Raw genomic sequence first — 16,986 nt, 5'->3', positions numbered from 1 at the left:
CGCCTCTTCATCAGGGATGTCATCATGAAAGCGTGGTCAACAGGGTTGTTGCCTCTGCTTCTTCTGCTATTTAGTACTGCGGTGTTTGCCGGAGAATCCCCGGCGCAGGCGATTACCCGACTGTATCAGCCGCTGGTGGAAAATAGCGACAAAATATTGTCAGGGGGATTTATCGTCGATTTACGGACGAATGCCAATGTGACAAAGGGAGGTACAACGCCCTGGCTGAGCAATAATCTTCTTTGCCGCTGTCAGGACGAGATGTTTGTCTCCGCCGAATTGATTGATACCACGCCGCTGAATGCCGGACGTATTCATGCTCTGGTACAACTGACGCTTAATAAAGAGAACGTCGGCGCTCATCGCTTGTTAGGGCTAACGCTGGTTCGCGATCGCGACAGCGAACTCTGGTTAGTGGAAGATACCGACGACGGAAGCGAACTCCCCAAAAGTCTGCGCAGTGAAATCCGTGAAGATACGAGGATAAAAAGTACGGCGACAAGTGCTGAACCGGGGAGAGATTCATTCTCCTGGCCGATATCTATGGCGGCCTTGCTGGCCAATCCAGAAAAATACCATCTGCAAAAAATAGTGGTCATCGGCGTCGGAAATATCGAATTTGAAGGTAACGCGCTATTCCTTGATAAAGACGCCTGGTTAAATAACGTTGACGGCAATAGCCTGTGGCTGGATATTGGCTTTCCTAACCCGGTCATTACCCTCGCCAAAGCGCGTCAGCTTAACGGCGATTATGTGATGATCGCGGGAACGTTCGATATGGACATGAACGGCCATTTCGGCGCGTGGCCCGGTGGCATTACCGATATCACACGCTACGAGCGCGTAGCAACGCGGGCGGAAAATGAACGTAAAAGGCAGCAAGATATTAAAGAACTCGAGGCCGAAATGGCTAAACAAAAGAGTAAAAAATAATACCGCTTACAGACTCAGATCGGATGGATTAAACCGGGAATAAGGAAACGCCCAATGAAGCATATATTCCTCTTGCTCAGTTTTTTTTTGACGATTCCCGCGCTGGCGCAAACGCCGCCGTTATCGCCAGAGCAGACGGTCAGACAGATTTACCATAGCTATGAAATAGAATCTGATTCCCTCTATTTTGGTGATACAACGGAAAAATCGCTTATTTCCACGCGGATGAAAAACGTCATTCTCCTGAACGATCGGTTGACCTTACCGGGCGATATTGGCTGGCTGGACTCCGATCCGCTTTGTGGCTGCCAGGAATATGACCACTTGGTTTTGGAAAACATAACCATTCATCAGACGGATGTCTCTCATGCTGACGCCACCGTACAGTTTCGCCCTTTCAAAGACTCTCCGGAAGCCATCACACAAACGCTGAAACTGATCGCCGAAGGCGACCGCTGGCTTATTGACGATATTATCAGCCCGCAAGGCAGTCTCTGGCTGGCAATTAATAGCGAAAATCAGAAAAACCTTGCGTCGCTGCGATCGCTGCAAAGAGAGCGCCCACAAAATTTTGTCCGTGAACTTTTCAACCGTCTGGATGATTATAGCTGGCCGTGGACATGGGTTGTTTCCGCACAGTATCGCCAGGCGGTAAATGATTATTCTCAGACAGCATATAAAAATAATGATGTTCCTACACTTGGCCGCCTTAGCTATTTTGCCTGGCCGTGGCGCTGGACGACGTCATCTGCGTATCGTAACGCCTTTCTTGCCGACGCCCCTATAACCGTCGGATCTGATAACGATCAGGATACGGAAATGGAAACCGATAAGTTATGTCTGTTTGTTAATCCGATATTTTTTGGCAAAGAACCGCAATTTTCCAGATTGAATAGCATTCAGGTGATTGAAGAGAATAACGATCGCGCACGTATCCATGTCCGTTTTACGCTGACCGATTCGTCAACGAAAGCGCAGGATTTATTGCTTCACCGCACGCAGGGCCAGTGGGAGATTGAAGACTTTATCCGCCCGGATGGCGGGAGCCTGCTAAAAGCAATGCAACAGATTACGCTGGTACGGAGATTTCCCGCCAACAAACACAGGAGAAAACGATGACCGTTGCAGATACCGTATTGATTAACGGCAAAGTGGCGACAGTCGATCGTCATTTTCGTTTCACCCGCGCCATCGCGGTGAAAAACGGCTGGATCATCAACGTCGGCGAAGACGAAGAGATAAAAACGCATATCGGCCCCGACACGCAGATTATTGATCTGCAGGGCAAGTTGATTCTGCCCGCCGCCCACGATGCCCATGTACATATTAGCTGGCTGGCGGCGAGCTGGAAATGCGTTAATTGCAGCACGGCACGCACGCTGGAGGCGCTTTTAGCGCTGCTGCGCGAGCGAGCGGCAACAACACCTCCCGGCCAGTGGATCCACGCCTGCGGCTTCAACCCTGCCATCATCGACAGCCGCCGCCCGCTGACGCGTCATGACATCGACAGCGCGACGCCCAACCACCCTGCCTTTCTGGCCCTCTGGGATGGTCACTCCTGTCTCGTCAACAGCAACGCGCTGGAGATCGTCGGCATCACCCGCGAGACGCAAGATCCCATCGGCGGATACATTGGTAAAACGCCAGACGGCGAACCGGACGGCAACTTTCTGGATATCCCGGCGCTGCAATTGATTACACAAGCCATGCCGCGCCCGACGGTGGAAGAACTAAAAGAAAACATTATCGCGGCCCAACGCTTTATGAACCGCGAAGGCTATGCCAGCTATACGGAGGGCGCTATGGGGCCGGGCGAGACGGGCGCCGCTGGCGTATCCGGCATTGCCGCTTACCGCCAGCTACTGGAAGAAAAAAAGCTCACGGCGCGCGTCTCTATCGCCTTTTATGCCGCCGATAAAGGCGTTCAGTCTTATGAAATTTTAAAACACACGCTGGACGCCAGCGGGCTACCGGAATTTCCCGATAAAAACTGGCTGGACTGCCACAGCGTGAAGATATTCTGCGACGGCGTGCCGATGTCGCACACGGCGTGGATGAATCAGGATTACGCCGACAGGCCGGGTTGGGCTGGCCGTTCGGTATTTTGCGGCCCAATGGCCAGCGAAGAAGAACAAATTCAGGAATTCCATAAAATGGCCCTGCTGGCGCATCAGCGCGGCTACCAGTTGGCCGTTCACGCGGTCGGCGATAAAGCGGTAAAGGTCACCATCGACGGCTTCATTAACGCCATTCAAACCTGCCCTGGCCCGCAGCGCCGCCACTATGTGCTGCATGGCTCAATGGGGGATCGCGAAGATTTCGTCAAGGCGGCAAAATACGGCATTATCCTGTCTGAACAACCCTCCCCCGGAGGATCGGCATACGACTACGAGCGCCGGGCGCAGGTCTGCGGAATCAAAGGCGAAATCGGCAAGGGGCTGAAAGATATCATCGACCTTGGCGTTACGGTGGCGGGCGGCTCCGACGGTATTATGGATCTCGTCAACTGGCGGCAAATGGTGCAGGCGGCGGTCACGCGCAAATCGGCGTCCAGCGGCAAGATTATCCGGCCAGAGCTGGCGATAAGCGTGGCGGACGGCGTGCGGATGTACACCATCAATGCGGCGTATCAGGAGTTTCAGGAACAGGTTCGCGGCTCTATCGAAGTGGGAAAAGTCGCCGATTTTCAGGTGCTGGACAGGGACATTTTCTCGGTGCCGCATGAGGATATCGGCAATAGCCAGGTGCTGCTGACGATGGTTGACGGCAACATCGTCTGGCAATGCCAGGAACAGGTATTGCAGATAAATCTCCCGGCAGCATTAACGCTGCCGGGATAACCTTCTTAACGACCTGCTGACGTTTTAGCGCGCTTCTTCGCACCTGCATTCACAGGACGAGATGGCGCAACCGGTGCTTTCTTTGCTCCCGCAGGCGTCTGCCGCTGATGTTCCACTGGCGTATGTTTGGTCAGCGCCGGGCGCGTGTTGCGGTTCTGGCGACGCGCTTCGCGCATCTCTTCAATGGTCGGCGCAGGCACCAGACACTCACGGCGACCGCCAATCAAATGCTTTTTCCCCATCGCTTCCAGCGCCTGGCGAATCAGCGGCCAGTTCGCCGGATCGTGATAACGCAGCAGCGCCTTATGCAGGCGACGTTGCCTGTCTCCCTTCGGCACCACCACATCTTCACTCTTATAACCAATTTTACCCAGCGGGTTTTTACCGGTGTAATACATGGTGGTCGAATTCGCCAACGGCGACGGGTAGAAGTTCTGCACCTGATCCAAACGGAAGCGGTGGCGCTTGAGCCACAGCGCCAGATTCACCATATCCTCGTCCCGCGTGCCCGGATGCGCGGAGATAAAATACGGGATCAGATACTGCTCTTTTCCGGCCTGTTTAGAGTAAAGGTCAAATAACTCTTTAAAGCGATCGTAGCTGCCCATACCCGGCTTCATCATTTTCGACAGCGGACCTTCTTCAGTATGCTCCGGCGCAATCTTCAGATAACCGCCCACATGATGACTCGCCAGCTCTTTAATGTAGCGAGGATCTTCTACGGCGATGTCGTAGCGCACGCCGGAGGCAATTAAGATTTTCTTAATGCCTTTCAGCTCGCGGGCGCGGCGATAAAGATTGATCGTCGGCGTATGGTCAGTATCCATATGCGGACAGATATCCGGATAGACGCACGACAGGCGACGACAGGTCTGCTCCGCACGCGGCGACTTACAGCGCAGCATATACATGTTCGCGGTAGGACCGCCCAGATCGGAGATCACGCCGGTAAACCCCGGCACCGTGTCGCGGATCGCTTCGATCTCGTTGATGATAGAGTCTTCCGAGCGGCTCTGAATGATGCGCCCTTCATGTTCAGTGATCGAGCAGAAAGAGCAGCCGCCAAAGCAGCCGCGCATGATATTGATCGAAAAGCGGATCATCTCATAGGCCGGAATACGGGCATTGCCGTAAGCCGGGTGCGGCACACGCTGATACGGCAGCGCAAACACGCTATCCATCTCTTCAGTGGAGAGCGGTATGGCGGGCGGGTTGATCCAGACATAGCGGTCGCCGTGTTTTTGCATCAGCGCCCGCGCGCAGCCAGGGTTAGTTTCGTGATGCAGAATACGCGACGCATGGGCGTACAGCACCTTGTCGCCTTTCACCTTTTCAAAGGATGGCAGCAGGATATAGGTTTTTTCCCACGGCTTCGGACGCGGCGGCTGCACGGTAATCGCCTTAGCTTCTTGCTTTTTCGGCGCGACCGGCTTGTTATCCGCGCACGGCAGATCCTCGCCATAGGGATGGGGAATTGGATCGATTTTACCCGGCGTGTCCAGACGAGTGGAGTCGACGCCGCTCCAGCCAGGCAGAGCTTCTTTAACCATAATCGCTGTGTTACGCACGTCGCGAATCTGATCGATGGTTTCGCCCATGGCCAGACGGTGCGCCACTTCCACCAGCGGACGCTCGCCGTTGCCAAACATCAGCATGTCGGCTTTGGAATCGACTAACACTGAACGACGCACAGTATCAGACCAGTAGTCGTAATGCGCGGTACGGCGCAGACTGGCCTCAATGCCGCCAAGGATCACCGGGACATCTTTCCACGCTTCTTTGCAACGCTGGGTATAGACCAGCGTGGCGCGGTCCGGGCGTTTGCCCGCGACGTTGTCCGGGGTATAGGCGTCGTCATGGCGCAGCTTACGATCGGCGGTGTAACGGTTGATCATCGAGTCCATGTTGCCAGCGGTGACGCCGAAGAACAGGTTCGGTTTACCCAGACGCATAAAGTCGTCTTTGCTGTTCCAGTCCGGCTGGGCGATGATCCCAACGCGGAAGCCCTGCGCTTCCAGCATACGACCGCAAATCGCCATGCCGAAGCTCGGATGGTCGACGTAGGCGTCTCCGGTTACCAGAATGATGTCGCAGCTATCCCAGCCAAGTTGATCCATCTCTTCACGTGACATCGGCAAAAACGGCGCCGGCCCAAAGCAGGCGGCCCAGTACTGCGGCCAGGAGAAAAGGTCGCGATCCGGTTGGATCAGGGAGATAGCGCTCATAATGCTTCCAAAAAATTGGCAAAAAAATAATCAAAGGTCGGGGATTATAAGCCGGAATGGAAGAGAAATCGAATTGATTGGTGAGGCTGCACTCTGTAGCGGGGCCTATTGCCTGCCCCGCCGGTTATCGTACTTATGGACGAGCAGGCATATCTGCTACTTTGATAATAGGATTTTGTTCTTCGAGCAAATTCAGCGGTACCGGCGTTACATGATACATGGATTCTGCAATCGTGACTTTCCCTCGCAGGGTGATTTTCTTCCCTATAAACCGTTGATAATAGTTGTATTTTTCAGGAGGAAGAATGAGCTGGACATAGCGATCCCAGTCAGGTTGATCCGTCATGGCACCAGCCACACACTGAAGGTTTATTGTTTTTAATTCGAGATCTTTATCCGAGTGTTGGCCTTGATTATCTTCAATGACGTGCTCGCGTTTGACCATCATACCTTCCAGTTCAATTGTGTCACCCTCTTTGTTGCAGGAAGAATCAAAGTTCACATAAGTGAGAACATATTTCCCTTTCTCTTCATCAAACTCAAAAGTGGAATTGTAATAAATACCTAAAGGTTCGCTGTATAAAAAGGAGTAGCGCTTATAGCTCTCGATATCGTGTTGACAGTTTCCGCCGCCATTGATCATTAAGTCTCTGTATTTTTGCCATACTTTTTCTAAATTGATTGGCTGATCTGCGCCAGTCGTAAGGTATTCTGCCGTATTGTCCATGACATATTTAATATTATTCGCTTTCAGCGCCTCACAAAAATCGGTTGTGTTCTGAATATACAGCGCCTTTTTACGCTGTGACTCAGGAGAAAGCAGCTCTTTGAGGAGTTTGATATTACGGTGCTCTGTCTCGGTAATGAGGTAATCAACGTTCGCATAGCGTGGGCGATACCACGACTGCTGTCGGCAGTACCGTTCCATCTCACCGCCCGGGATGAAAATATAACCGTGGCGAGCATAAATCTCATTAAGCATAATTTTAAGATCGGCTATCGAGGTTGCGCTGGTTTGCACGCTTCTTACAGGAAGCCAGGTCCGCGAGGCTTCAGGAAATCGGCCTTCCAGCGTAATGCGCTTTATCTGCGATGCGAAAGCAAGATAGCTGCCGTAATCCATCAGCGTTCCCTTTGTCCCCATGGGAATGAGCCCTTTTCTTTTAGGCGTCACGAGAAAATCGATACAGCGCATATGTTCACTTCCAGTAATCACCGAATGATCATTCTCTTGTTCAAAAAACTGGATGTCACACCATGGCGCGCCATGCATCGTAGAAAAATCGTCAGGAACCACGCGCTGCCATTTTCGAACGTCGGGCAACTCAGCGTAAAACCCGAGCCACTCATCTGTAGTGGCGGTATAATCGTCGTTTTCGCTGCCATAAAAGGATTCGCGACTGTTACCGAAAAAGGTAAAGTCATTAAGCGTTAAGCGTTAAGCGTGTAGTCTGTGACCTTGCCCTGAAAATAAATTTTTTATTTTCGATCTCAGGGCGGAATTTTAGTTCCGCATTAGCTGAGAAGATAAACAGGCACATAAATATAAATAAAAAACATTTTTCATTATTTACCACTCCCTGTATCTCTCTTAACAATCAATGTAATTTTTAATTATCAGAGCACGGCATATCAGTCTAAATCGGCGCACTGCTGCGCTAATTTTATACGCACATTGGTACGCCGCGTATCTTCTGGTGGATACACCTTATCAATCATTGCGTTAAGCTTGTTACAGCCCAACCAGGCCATCCGGTAGGCAGTCATCAGGCTATGTATTTCATCCTGGTAATCAAGGCTGGCTACAATAAGGGCTTCCGGCAACGCCGTATGTTGCTGTTGCATACTTTGCAGTATCCCCGCCAGAATATCCGGCGGCAGCGCGTCCTCTTTCGAGGCTGTATGCAATGTGCGTGAAATCAGGAAATTCCAGCCGTCCGTCAACTTATCCTGAGGGATGTGCTGCCAGTTCAGCATCTGCCCTTTCACCAACGCATGCAGCGTCTCGCCATCCGCATCACTAAACAGCGACGCCAGCAGATTTTTATTCGGATAAATCGATTGTCCCAGCACCTGCGGCGTCAATTTTATCTGGGCAAGCAGCGCTTTAGTTTGCCCCTGCGACAAGAAATAATATGCGCGATACAGCGGATTTTGCGCTTCACGCCGCTGCCAGAAAAAGGCCAGTGTCTCTTTATCCTGAAGCTGTATTGCCCCCGAATAGGCTTCATCGGTGAGGAGATCGGGCATGACCCGTAGCAGAACGTCGGCCATCTCAAAAAAATTCTGGCGAAATCCCTCAGGCTTAAAACGGGGCGTGGGGAGATACGTCAGCGGATTTTGCTGCCGTACGATGGTGCGATTTGCCTGCGCCTGCGGGGAGTCGCCCGTGAGCTGCTCGCTAAAAATACGCACCGCAGTGATATTGCCACTCTCAAAAGCTACAAAAAATGGCGCATTAACGAAATAGTCATCTTCCCGCGAAATACTAAAAGGCGATGCCACACGTGCAGTCAGAGCGCGCAAGCTTTTTTCTGATATGCCTGGCGCTTTTACCGCCTGAACCAGTGTCTGTTCCAACGTACTGTTATCATGAATGCTCTCTAACTGACCCAAGTCGCCTGCCTGAACCTGCCTGAGCAACTGCGCAATATTTTGCTGTTGCCATTGATGGCTAATAGCACGCCACAGCTCCGGCATCACCGGGCACAGCACCCCAATGAACACAATATGGCACAGTAGCCATGCGGGCCACGGCTTGCGCAGCCAGGTTCCCAGCAGCAGCGCGGGCAGCAAGCCCGCCCAACTCAGAATCGGCAACAGGAGCATCAACATCCATACCGTGCCTGTTTGACTCAACAACTGGGTGTACTGCAACGTGAGTAACAGCAATATCACGACTGCCCACTGTGGTAGTAATACCCACAGCAAAATCTGTCGGCTGCGTTTTTTGGAAAACATCAGGATCAGCAGTGATGCCACCGCAGCGGCATACCCCCACGGCAGAATACAAAACATCAGCAGTTCAGAGCCAAGCCATCGATTAATATACTCCATTTACTATTCCTTTAGTCACTTCGCGACTGGACACAGCGCATTCAGCCTTTGTCGCGTATCGTGTAGTACTTGTTCGCTCCCCGCTACTGAAGCATTCAACACCTCACGCAATTGCTCACAGGAAAGCCCAGCCTGTAAAAAAGCGGCAGGAAACGTCGGTGTCCAGGGAAGATAGTGGGCGATTTGCTCGTTGGATAACGCTTTCTGCGCTTGCATCGCCTTAATGATCTGTATCAGCAATGCGTTCTCTAACGCTCCACCACGCAGCCGCAATATGGCCTGATGCAGAGGCTCATTATTTCCGTCTTCCATTGCTCGTTTCCAGTCCACCACGTTTGTATCAATAAGCGATTGAATCATTGCCAGATCGCCATTGCTCAGTATGAAAGTGAGCAGGTTTTCACGATCCCACCTCTCAATCGGCGGTGTGATCAATATTTCTGGATTATGGGTTACCTCGCTTATTAGCGGTTCCGTGTTGGCTAACAACACCATCGCTTCGAGCCTGCGCAGAGGAATAGTGGGCGGATGTTTCTGCCAAAAATAAGCAACCAACTCGGTGTTACGTTGGATAATGGGATGAATATAGACAGCATCATTCAACAGTTCTGGCATAATATTCAGCAATAGCTGACTAATTTCTAGTCTGTACTGCTCGCGATACTGTGATATATAGTTAGAATGATAAAGCGTCAGCAGTGGATTTTCTTTACGGGCAACAATGTTGCGATTCTCTCTGGCGGAAGATGTCTCGCCCACCAGTTGCTGGCTAAAAAAGCGTACTATCGGTACGTTATGTTGGCGAAGAGCGGTAACAAATGGCGTATAAAGAAATTCGGCGTTCGGGATCGCCGCTTCAGGGCAAGATTCTGCCGCTGTCAAAAATGGCGAAATACCTCGTATTTTAGCCAGATAACGTAATAAATTTTCCGGTGTGTCGCGATGTTCTGCAGCCAGCGTCAAAACACTTGCCAATTGATAACAAGATGCATCCTGCAAAACCTGAACATCCCCCTTCGCGCGCTCAAACAGTCGGGTAATTTTATAGTTATCCCAGTCTTCACCAATGTGATGCCATAATTGTGGGCCGGCCATCACATAAACGAAAGCGAACAAAAAAATAGTATGGCATACGATAGTTTCCAGTATAAAAAACGGAGACTTTCGACCAGAAAAAATAGCAATTATTATCGAGGGCAGCAATCCTAATATCAATAAATATACGATATAAATATTTTTTGAATCGATCCAGAATAATCCTCCCCACACTACACAGACAACGCTCACCTGTGGAAGAACAACACGCAAGAAAACCCGCCGATAGCGCAAAGAATCAAATGCGCCGACAATTAACCTCAATAATATAACGCCGTAAATACCCCACGCGTTCATCAATATTACTGAATCCCACATCATCCATGCAAATGATTCAACCATAAAGCATCCTTACTTTCCACGCTCACTACCGAATTCAAATTCCTCGTTTCTACTTTCTGATAACACAGCGAGCTAAACGCACTAATAACTATAGCCAATACGATGATTGTATATATATTGCCCAGCACGGTGGATATTATCATCAACAACAAACTCCATCCGTTTCCCAAATTCATTATTGTCCGCTATTTTTCCTGATGATAAAACGCATCAAACTCAAACTGCCATGAGAAACGTTCCGGTTTGTTGCTATTATCAAAGGCAACGGCTTGCGCATACAGTTCGTCCGTCAATAATTCCGGTACGACGCTAATCAAACTGGTACAAATATCTCGCGCCAAAAGTTGTTGTTGCAGAAAAGTTTGTTCATCAGCCGTACTATCATTAAAAACACGATTCAGTAGGTCCAATAATGGATTGTTTTGTAAAAGCTGATACCGATATTGCTTTGCCTGTACAGAATCGCCAATAAACCAGGAGGCAAACGCCCCAACAGCAGGACGATTAAGCCGGTCGATAGCCAAAACCAACCAAATTTTTTCAGTTCCGTCCGCAATATCAAAAGGGGAAATGCGTTTGCGAGATGCTCAATCCGCCTATTCGTCCACCAATCCCCTGCGTTTTGCGACTGCATTGCTTGCGACATCAAATGATTTAAAAACGCGCGTTCATCAGTCGTATCGATTTTTCGTAACAGCGTTTCTTCCGCCGCCTGCTGTGCCTGATAGACATCGCGCCGATGATGCCTCTCGAGAATATCCCCCATGTGCGCTAACAACAGCAGCAATACGACCACATGGCACCCGGCCCAAAGGTGGTGTGGTTGGCGTAATCGGTGGCTAAACAGTAGCGCCAGCAATAAACTAAGCCCCAGTATCCACCCTGCGCCAATCGGGAAGAAAAGCGTTTCATCACCCGCAGCAAACCATAGCAAAAGAACCAGCGTAATCTGTGGCAAAGCAATCCACAGCAACACACGACGAGGCGTTTGGAACAAAAAAGCCAGGCAAATAACAATGAAGAACAGAATAAGATAACTGCCTGCAGTAAACATCCAGAACGTCAGCAGCCGCCATCCCTCTTCACTGATTCTCATCGAATATCTCTGGTCCGCCTTTACGGCGCCGGATTCACCAGCATTTGCCCAATCGAGCCGCGGTCAGCCATTTCCAGCGTCTGGCTGTTGAAATAGAACGGGAAGTGCGGCCAGGACGGCTGACCGTAGTAGACCAGCAGTTCGACTTGCCCATCCACCCAGACGGTATCTTTCCAGCCTCTATCTTCCGGGAACGGCATAGCGCCGTTGACGTTACGAATCAGGAAAGAGACGCCCTCAATATGGAACGACTGCGGCATATCGGCGCGTACCGTCCAGCGCTCCCAGGTGCCTTGTTGGGCGGTAATATCAATGCGATTCACATCCCACAGTTGGCCGTTAATCCCCGGATCGTCACCAAGACTGATGTCCCGACTGCGGACAGGCGCGCCGCTCATGATCTCCGTCGGCAACAGACGCATCGGCAGATTATCGGTCACCAGCGGCAACAATCCGGTTGGCCGTAACGTCAGCACCAGGGTAGAAACCAGAATACTGGAAGGCTCAAAGAAACCGCGAATCCGATCGACTATGCTGGCCGCTTCCCCGCAGGTGATCGAGACTTCGTCGCCGTTGGTCATATCAACCAGGATTTCACGTCGCTCGCCGGGCGCCAGTGACAACTGTTTGACGGAAACCGGCGCAGGTAAAAAGCCCTGATCGCCTGAAATCACATGCAGCGCCCGGCCATCGCTCATCTGAAGCTGATAGCGCCGCGAGTTCGAGGCGTTCAACAACCGTAACCGTACCCAGCCGCGGGACACTTCGACATAGGGGCTTTGCGCGCCGTTCACCAGCAGCGTATCGCCAACAAAACCACCGCTTCCCGGTTCGCTGTACTCCGGCGTCCCAAAGTTATCCAGCCGTTTATCCTGGATAATGACGGGAAAATCATCCACGCCGTAATGGTTCGGAATGGGCAGCGTTTTACTGATGTCGTCTTCGACCAGCCACATTCCTGCCAGGCCGTTATACACCTGCTGCGCAGTGCGGTTAGGCGTGTTAGCGTGATACCACAGCGTCGCGGCGCTCTGACGAATCGGCAACACCGGCGCCCAGTCCGCGTTCGGCGACATCATACGCGCCGGGCCCCCCATCAGCGGCCCCGGCACCAGTAAACCAGCAACCGTCATGGAGACATTTTCCGCCAGGCGGTTGCTATAGATAAGTTTAACGTCATCGCCTTTCCAGACGCGGATTGTCGGCCCCAGATAACGACCGTTCACTCCCCAGACCGGCGCGCGCGTGCCTTGCGTAAAGGACCAGTGCGCTCGCTGTAGCGTCATAAACAACGGCTGCCCGCGACGGGACTCCAGCAACGGCGGAACAGGCAACGGCTGTTGCTGACCGGCAGCATTCGCCCTGAGGGGAATCGCGCCTGCACATAGTGCGATTCCCGATGCCTGAAGAAACTGACGCCGACTGAATGACATATAAGCTCCATATAAAACAGGCTAAAGAGTTGTGCCTGAAAAAATGATTTCTACAATAACAGAGTAAGGCTGCTTAAACCTTACCGGTCGCTTCACGTTCCGCAACCTCTTTATCAAGTTCCGCGATTTTTTGCTCCATTAACGCACGGCAGTGGGCCGCCAGCTCGCGAACCTGATCTTTACCATATTCGCTGACGTCGACTGGCGGCAGCATTTCCACAATAACCAGTCCGTTGTTCAGGCGGTTTAGATTGACTTTGTTAGAGGTGTTGGAAACGCAGACAGGAATGATCGGCACACCAGCCGCGATAGCCGCATGAAACGCGCCGGTTTTAAACGGCAGCAGGCCGCGTCCCCGGCTACGCGTACCTTCAGGGAACATCCAGATAGAAATACGGCGCTTTTTAAAATGGTTAACCACTGCCGCAATGGTGCTATGCGCTTTGGCGCGGTTATTACGGTCAATCAACAGATTACCGGTCAGCCAGTACAGTTGCCCAAAAAACGGGATCCAAAGCAGGCTTTTTTTCCCCACCGTCACCGTTGGCGGCTGCACAATATTCGCCGCCGTGACCATATCATAATTATTCTGATGGTTAGCAATATAGATAGCATTGCCATAGTTTTCCGCGTCGGCGGGTTTGCGACACTCCACTTTCAGGCCAAACAGCGGGGCCAGACGACCGAACATATGTCCAAACGTCGCCACGTGTTTTGGGTTACGTGGGCTGAAAAGGCAGTAAATAGAACCGAAAACACAGACCAGAATGGAGTAAATAACGGTAATAATAAGACGAAAAATATATAGCATAACAACCTCTGAAGGCCTAAGAGCCCGGCATTCTACGTCACCTGAAATTCAGGTTAGGATTTTGGTAAGTGTGGCTCTCTGGAAAAACGTATTGTTAATCGCAATGCACGAATAAACAACGGTTTTACGGGAAATTTTAATGTTAATCCGATCTGAAACCGTAGGCCGGATAAGACGCTACTGCGTCGTCATCCGGCAACGGCAGAGCGCCGGATGGCGGCTTAAATGCCTTGTCCGGCTTACGGGTGCCCCTGTCTTACTCTTCGCTGTCGCCATGACTTACGCGATGCGGTGAATCAATCTCAATGCGATCGATACGCTGCAGGCCGCGCATTAATGTGCCACGGCGTCCACGTTCGCCGACCACCTTTTGTAACTCTTCAGGGCGCAGTTTGATTTTGCGCTTCCCGACATGGATAGTCAGAGTGCTTTGTGGCGGCAGCACGTACAGGTGCGCCAGTCCATCATCGCCTTTCGCCGCTTCCGCAGAGGGGATATTAATGATCTTATTCCCTTTGCCTTTCGACAGCTGCGGCAGAGAGTCTACCGGAAACATCAACATCCGTCCGGCCTGGGTAATCGCCAGCAGCATATCGTGCTCGTCTTCAATCACCAGCGGCGGCATGACGTGCGCATTTTCCGGTAGTGTAATCAATGTTTTACCGGCACGGTTACGGGCAACCAGATCGTTAAACGTACAAACGAAGCCATAGCCCGCATCCGACGCCATCAGCAGTTTCTGGTCATCGCCTTCCATCAGCATATGCTCTACGGTCGCCCCCGGCGGCAGCGTGAGTTTACCGGTCAGCGGCTCGCCCTGCCCACGCGCCGACGGAAGCGTAATGGGATCAATAGCATAGCTGCGCCCGGTGGTATCAATAAACACCACCGGTTGATTACTCTTACCTTTCACCGCGGCTTTAAAGCTGTCGCCCGCTTTATAGTTAAGCCCCGGCGCATCAATATCATGACCTTTGGCGCTGCGCACCCAGCCCATCTGCGACAGCACGATAGTCACCGGTTCGGACGGCAGCATATCGTGTTCGCTCATCGCTTTAGCTTCTTCGCGCTCACGCAGCGGAGAACGGCGATCGTCGCCATAGGCATCGGAATCTGCCTGTAGCTCTTTTTTCAGCAAGGTATTCATTTTGCGTTCGGATGCGAGAATGCCCTGCAACTGATCCCGCTCTTTTTCCAGCTCGTCCTGCTCGCCGCGAATTTTCATCTCTTCCAGTTTGGCGAGATGACGCAGTTTCAGTTCGAGAATCGCTTCCGCCTGGGTTTCGCTGATGCCGAAACGCGACATCAGCGCGGGTTTCGGCTCATCCTCGCTACGGATAATCTCAATCACTTCATCGATGTTGAGAAACGCCACCAGCAGACCTTCGAGGATATGCAGGCGCTTAAGCACTTTCTCCAGACGATAGTTCAGACGACGACGCACCGTGTCGCGACGGAACGCCAGCCACTCGGTGAGGATCTCCAGCAGGTTTTTCACCGCCGGACGACCATCCAGACCGATCATGTTCAGGTTAATACGGTAGCTTTTTTCCAGATCGGTGGTGGCGAACAGATGGTTCATCACCTGTTCCATATCCACACGGTTGGAGCGTGGCACAATCACTAAACGCGTCGGGTTTTCGTGATCCGATTCATCGCGCAGGTCGTCCACCATCGGCAGTTTTTTATTACGCATCTGCGCAGCAATCTGCTCCAGCACTTTCGCGCCAGAGACCTGATGCGGCAGCGCGGTGATCACCACGGCGCCGTCTTCTTTGGTCCATACCGCGCGCATACGCACCGAGCCCCGCCCGTTTTCGTAAATTTTACGAATTTCCGCACGTGGGGTAATGATCTCCGCTTCGGTCGGGTAATCCGGCCCCTGGACGATATCCAGCAACTGATCCAGCGTCGTTTTCGGCTGCTCAATCAGCGTAATCGCCGCTTTCGCCACTTCGCGCAGGTTGTGCGGCGGGATATCTGTTGCCATGCCCACCGCAATACCGGTGGTGCCGTTCAGCAGGATGTTCGGCAGACGCGCCGGTAACATTTTCGGTTCCTGCATCGTGCCGTCGAAGTTTGGCACCCAGTCCGCCGTCCCCTGACCGAGTTCGCTTAACAGCAGCTCGGCATATTTGGACAGGCGAGATTCGGTATAACGCATTGCCGCGAATGACTTCGGATCATCCGGCGCGCCCCAGTTTCCCTGGCCATCGACCAGCGGGTAACGGTAAGAGAACGGCTGCGCCATCAGCACCATGGCTTCATAGCAGGCGCTGTCGCCGTGCGGATGATACTTACCCAGCACGTCACCGACGGTACGGGCGGATTTTTTAAATTTAGCGCTGGCGTTCAGCCCCAGCTCTGACATCGCATAGACGATGCGGCGCTGTACCGGCTTCAGGCCGTCGCCAATAAACGGCAACGCACGATCCATGATCACGTACATGGAGTAGTTTAAGTAGGCGTTTTCCGTAAATTCATGTAGCGCAAGGCGCTCTGCCATATCGCTCATTGATTGTGATTCCTCAACTGTTAGCCCGAATAATACCCGGTATCTCTCAGGCAATATTGCCGCAGATACTACCCTATCTGGCGCGTTGAGTCACAAAGAAAAGGGCCGCGAGCGCGGCCCTGATGGAGTTTATTTGGCAACTTTAGAGATCTGTTTTACGTCGATTTCGACAGAGTTCCAGTCTTTATCCACTTCGCCCTGAATTTCAACGGTATCCTGCGGGGTTACGGTCAGGCCGTTCCAGCGCTTGTGGTCAATATCCACATTGATAGTACCGGTCGCATCTTTAAACAGATACAGGTCGTCGGAAATGCGCTCGACGATATTCCCGCGCAGCGTTACCCACGCATCGTCACGCAGCGATTTAGCGCTCTCTACCGTCGTGCTGCTGCCGTTCGGGCCGACAAATCCGCCGCCTTGCGTTTGCGTCGCCGACGGGCCGGAGAAACCGCCCTGCTGAGCCGCCAGAACCGGGGTAGAACACAGTGCCATAACGGCAACGATTGCAGCTAATTTTTTCATGATTACTTTTCCCTTTCATGTCGTTTCAGATCCATTAAATAAGGTAATCCTTAACAACTTCTTAAGGCAAAAAAAGATTCTTTTTTTCTGTACATCGCCTGCGGCGACAAGGTTAAC

Annotated in this window: 14 protein-coding genes and 1 pseudogene; 3 read left to right on the top strand and 12 right to left on the bottom strand. The window is 51.9% G+C overall.

The window, feature by feature from the left end:
• The first annotated feature begins 24 nt into the window (after positions 1 to 24).
• Genes ACLD4K_RS11510 through ACLD4K_RS11500 form a run of 3 tightly spaced genes read left to right on the top strand, consistent with a single transcriptional unit; the run spans position 25 to position 3,773 of the window.
• On the top strand, positions 25 to 933 hold the full coding sequence (locus ACLD4K_RS11510; RefSeq protein ID WP_023220858.1) for a hypothetical protein: 909 nt from the start codon (positions 25 to 27) through the stop codon (positions 931 to 933).
• Between the two features lie 54 nt (positions 934 to 987).
• Positions 988 to 2,052, top strand: a complete 1,065-nt coding sequence (locus ACLD4K_RS11505) for a DUF3828 domain-containing protein (protein ID WP_411011889.1) — start codon at positions 988 to 990, stop codon at positions 2,050 to 2,052.
• Positions 2,049 to 3,773 (top strand): amidohydrolase, encoded by a 1,725-nt coding sequence (locus tag ACLD4K_RS11500; protein WP_411011888.1) that lies wholly within the window; start codon positions 2,049 to 2,051, stop codon positions 3,771 to 3,773. The genes ACLD4K_RS11505 and ACLD4K_RS11500 overlap by 4 nt, the downstream gene beginning before the upstream one ends.
• 5 nt (positions 3,774 to 3,778) lie before the next feature.
• Here the strand turns inward: ACLD4K_RS11500 and ACLD4K_RS11495 are convergent, their stop codons facing one another.
• From ACLD4K_RS11495 to ACLD4K_RS11440, 12 genes and pseudogenes are all read right to left on the bottom strand, one after another.
• On the bottom strand, positions 3,779 to 5,998 hold the full coding sequence (locus tag ACLD4K_RS11495) for a YgiQ family radical SAM protein (RefSeq protein ID WP_001274470.1): 2,220 nt from the start codon (positions 5,996 to 5,998) through the stop codon (positions 3,779 to 3,781).
• A 133-nt stretch (positions 5,999 to 6,131) separates the two neighbouring features.
• Positions 6,132 to 6,344, bottom strand: a complete 213-nt coding sequence (locus ACLD4K_RS11490) for a DUF4431 domain-containing protein (protein WP_411011902.1) — start codon at positions 6,342 to 6,344, stop codon at positions 6,132 to 6,134.
• 537 nt (positions 6,345 to 6,881) lie between these two features.
• Positions 6,882 to 7,370, bottom strand: a pseudogene (locus tag ACLD4K_RS11485) (DUF4459 domain-containing protein); the annotation flags it as partial.
• Between the two features lie 52 nt (positions 7,371 to 7,422).
• Complete coding sequence (locus ACLD4K_RS11480; RefSeq protein ID WP_411011901.1) at positions 7,423 to 7,539, bottom strand: DUF4459 domain-containing protein; 117 nt, start codon at positions 7,537 to 7,539, stop codon at positions 7,423 to 7,425.
• Between the two features lie 91 nt (positions 7,540 to 7,630).
• On the bottom strand, positions 7,631 to 9,055 hold the full coding sequence (locus ACLD4K_RS11475) for a hypothetical protein (protein WP_411011887.1): 1,425 nt from the start codon (positions 9,053 to 9,055) through the stop codon (positions 7,631 to 7,633).
• A 15-nt stretch (positions 9,056 to 9,070) separates the two neighbouring features.
• Positions 9,071 to 10,030, bottom strand: a complete 960-nt coding sequence (locus ACLD4K_RS11470; RefSeq protein ID WP_411011900.1) for a hypothetical protein — start codon at positions 10,028 to 10,030, stop codon at positions 9,071 to 9,073.
• A gap of 647 nt (positions 10,031 to 10,677) precedes the next feature.
• Complete coding sequence (locus tag ACLD4K_RS11465; RefSeq protein ID WP_411011886.1) at positions 10,678 to 10,833, bottom strand: hypothetical protein; 156 nt, start codon at positions 10,831 to 10,833, stop codon at positions 10,678 to 10,680.
• Positions 10,834 to 10,889: 56 nt separating this feature from the next.
• Positions 10,890 to 11,588: a hypothetical protein gene (locus tag ACLD4K_RS11460; protein ID WP_411011885.1), complete on the bottom strand. Its 699-nt coding sequence runs from the start codon at positions 11,586 to 11,588 to the stop codon at positions 10,890 to 10,892.
• 20 nt (positions 11,589 to 11,608) lie between these two features.
• Complete coding sequence (gene ftsP / locus ACLD4K_RS11455) at positions 11,609 to 13,021, bottom strand: cell division protein FtsP (protein WP_094882361.1); 1,413 nt, start codon at positions 13,019 to 13,021, stop codon at positions 11,609 to 11,611.
• A 73-nt stretch (positions 13,022 to 13,094) separates the two neighbouring features.
• Positions 13,095 to 13,832, bottom strand: coding sequence for a 1-acylglycerol-3-phosphate O-acyltransferase (gene plsC, locus ACLD4K_RS11450; RefSeq protein ID WP_080096757.1), 738 nt, complete (start codon positions 13,830 to 13,832; stop codon positions 13,095 to 13,097).
• 256 nt (positions 13,833 to 14,088) lie between these two features.
• Positions 14,089 to 16,347, bottom strand: a complete 2,259-nt coding sequence (parC, locus tag ACLD4K_RS11445; RefSeq protein ID WP_411011884.1) for a DNA topoisomerase IV subunit A — start codon at positions 16,345 to 16,347, stop codon at positions 14,089 to 14,091.
• Positions 16,348 to 16,476: 129 nt separating this feature from the next.
• A complete protein-coding gene (locus tag ACLD4K_RS11440; RefSeq protein WP_023248566.1) occupies positions 16,477 to 16,869 on the bottom strand; it encodes a YgiW/YdeI family stress tolerance OB fold protein in 393 nt (130 codons plus the stop codon).
• Positions 16,870 to 16,986: the final 117 nt, after the last annotated feature.

The organism is Salmonella sp. 741265055_HSA (assembly GCF_046569525.1).
In the GTDB taxonomy this organism is placed as follows: domain Bacteria; phylum Pseudomonadota; class Gammaproteobacteria; order Enterobacterales; family Enterobacteriaceae; genus Salmonella; species Salmonella enterica.
This window is presented reverse-complemented; position numbering and strand designations above follow the sequence as displayed.

Excerpts from the sequence above, each read along its gene's own strand:
- ACLD4K_RS11510 (WP_023220858.1), top strand. The coding sequence starts at position 25 with ATGAAAGCGTGGTCAACAGGGTTGTTGCCTCTGCTTCTTCTGCTATTT.
- ACLD4K_RS11505 (WP_411011889.1), top strand. The coding sequence starts at position 988 with ATGAAGCATATATTCCTCTTGCTCAGTTTTTTTTTGACGATTCCCGCG.
- ACLD4K_RS11500 (WP_411011888.1), top strand. The coding sequence starts at position 2,049 with ATGACCGTTGCAGATACCGTATTGATTAACGGCAAAGTGGCGACAGTC.
- ACLD4K_RS11495 (WP_001274470.1), bottom strand. The coding sequence starts at position 5,998 with ATGAGCGCTATCTCCCTGATCCAACCGGATCGCGACCTTTTCTCCTGG.
- ACLD4K_RS11490 (WP_411011902.1), bottom strand. The coding sequence starts at position 6,344 with ATGACGGATCAACCTGACTGGGATCGCTATGTCCAGCTCATTCTTCCT.
- ACLD4K_RS11480 (WP_411011901.1), bottom strand. The coding sequence starts at position 7,539 with ATGTGCCTGTTTATCTTCTCAGCTAATGCGGAACTAAAATTCCGCCCT.
- ACLD4K_RS11475 (WP_411011887.1), bottom strand. The coding sequence starts at position 9,055 with ATGGAGTATATTAATCGATGGCTTGGCTCTGAACTGCTGATGTTTTGT.
- ACLD4K_RS11460 (WP_411011885.1), bottom strand. The coding sequence starts at position 11,588 with ATGAGAATCAGTGAAGAGGGATGGCGGCTGCTGACGTTCTGGATGTTT.
- ftsP (WP_094882361.1), bottom strand. The coding sequence starts at position 13,021 with ATGTCATTCAGTCGGCGTCAGTTTCTTCAGGCATCGGGAATCGCACTA.
- plsC (WP_080096757.1), bottom strand. The coding sequence starts at position 13,832 with ATGCTATATATTTTTCGTCTTATTATTACCGTTATTTACTCCATTCTG.
- parC (WP_411011884.1), bottom strand. The coding sequence starts at position 16,347 with ATGAGCGATATGGCAGAGCGCCTTGCGCTACATGAATTTACGGAAAAC.
- ACLD4K_RS11440 (WP_023248566.1), bottom strand. The coding sequence starts at position 16,869 with ATGAAAAAATTAGCTGCAATCGTTGCCGTTATGGCACTGTGTTCTACC.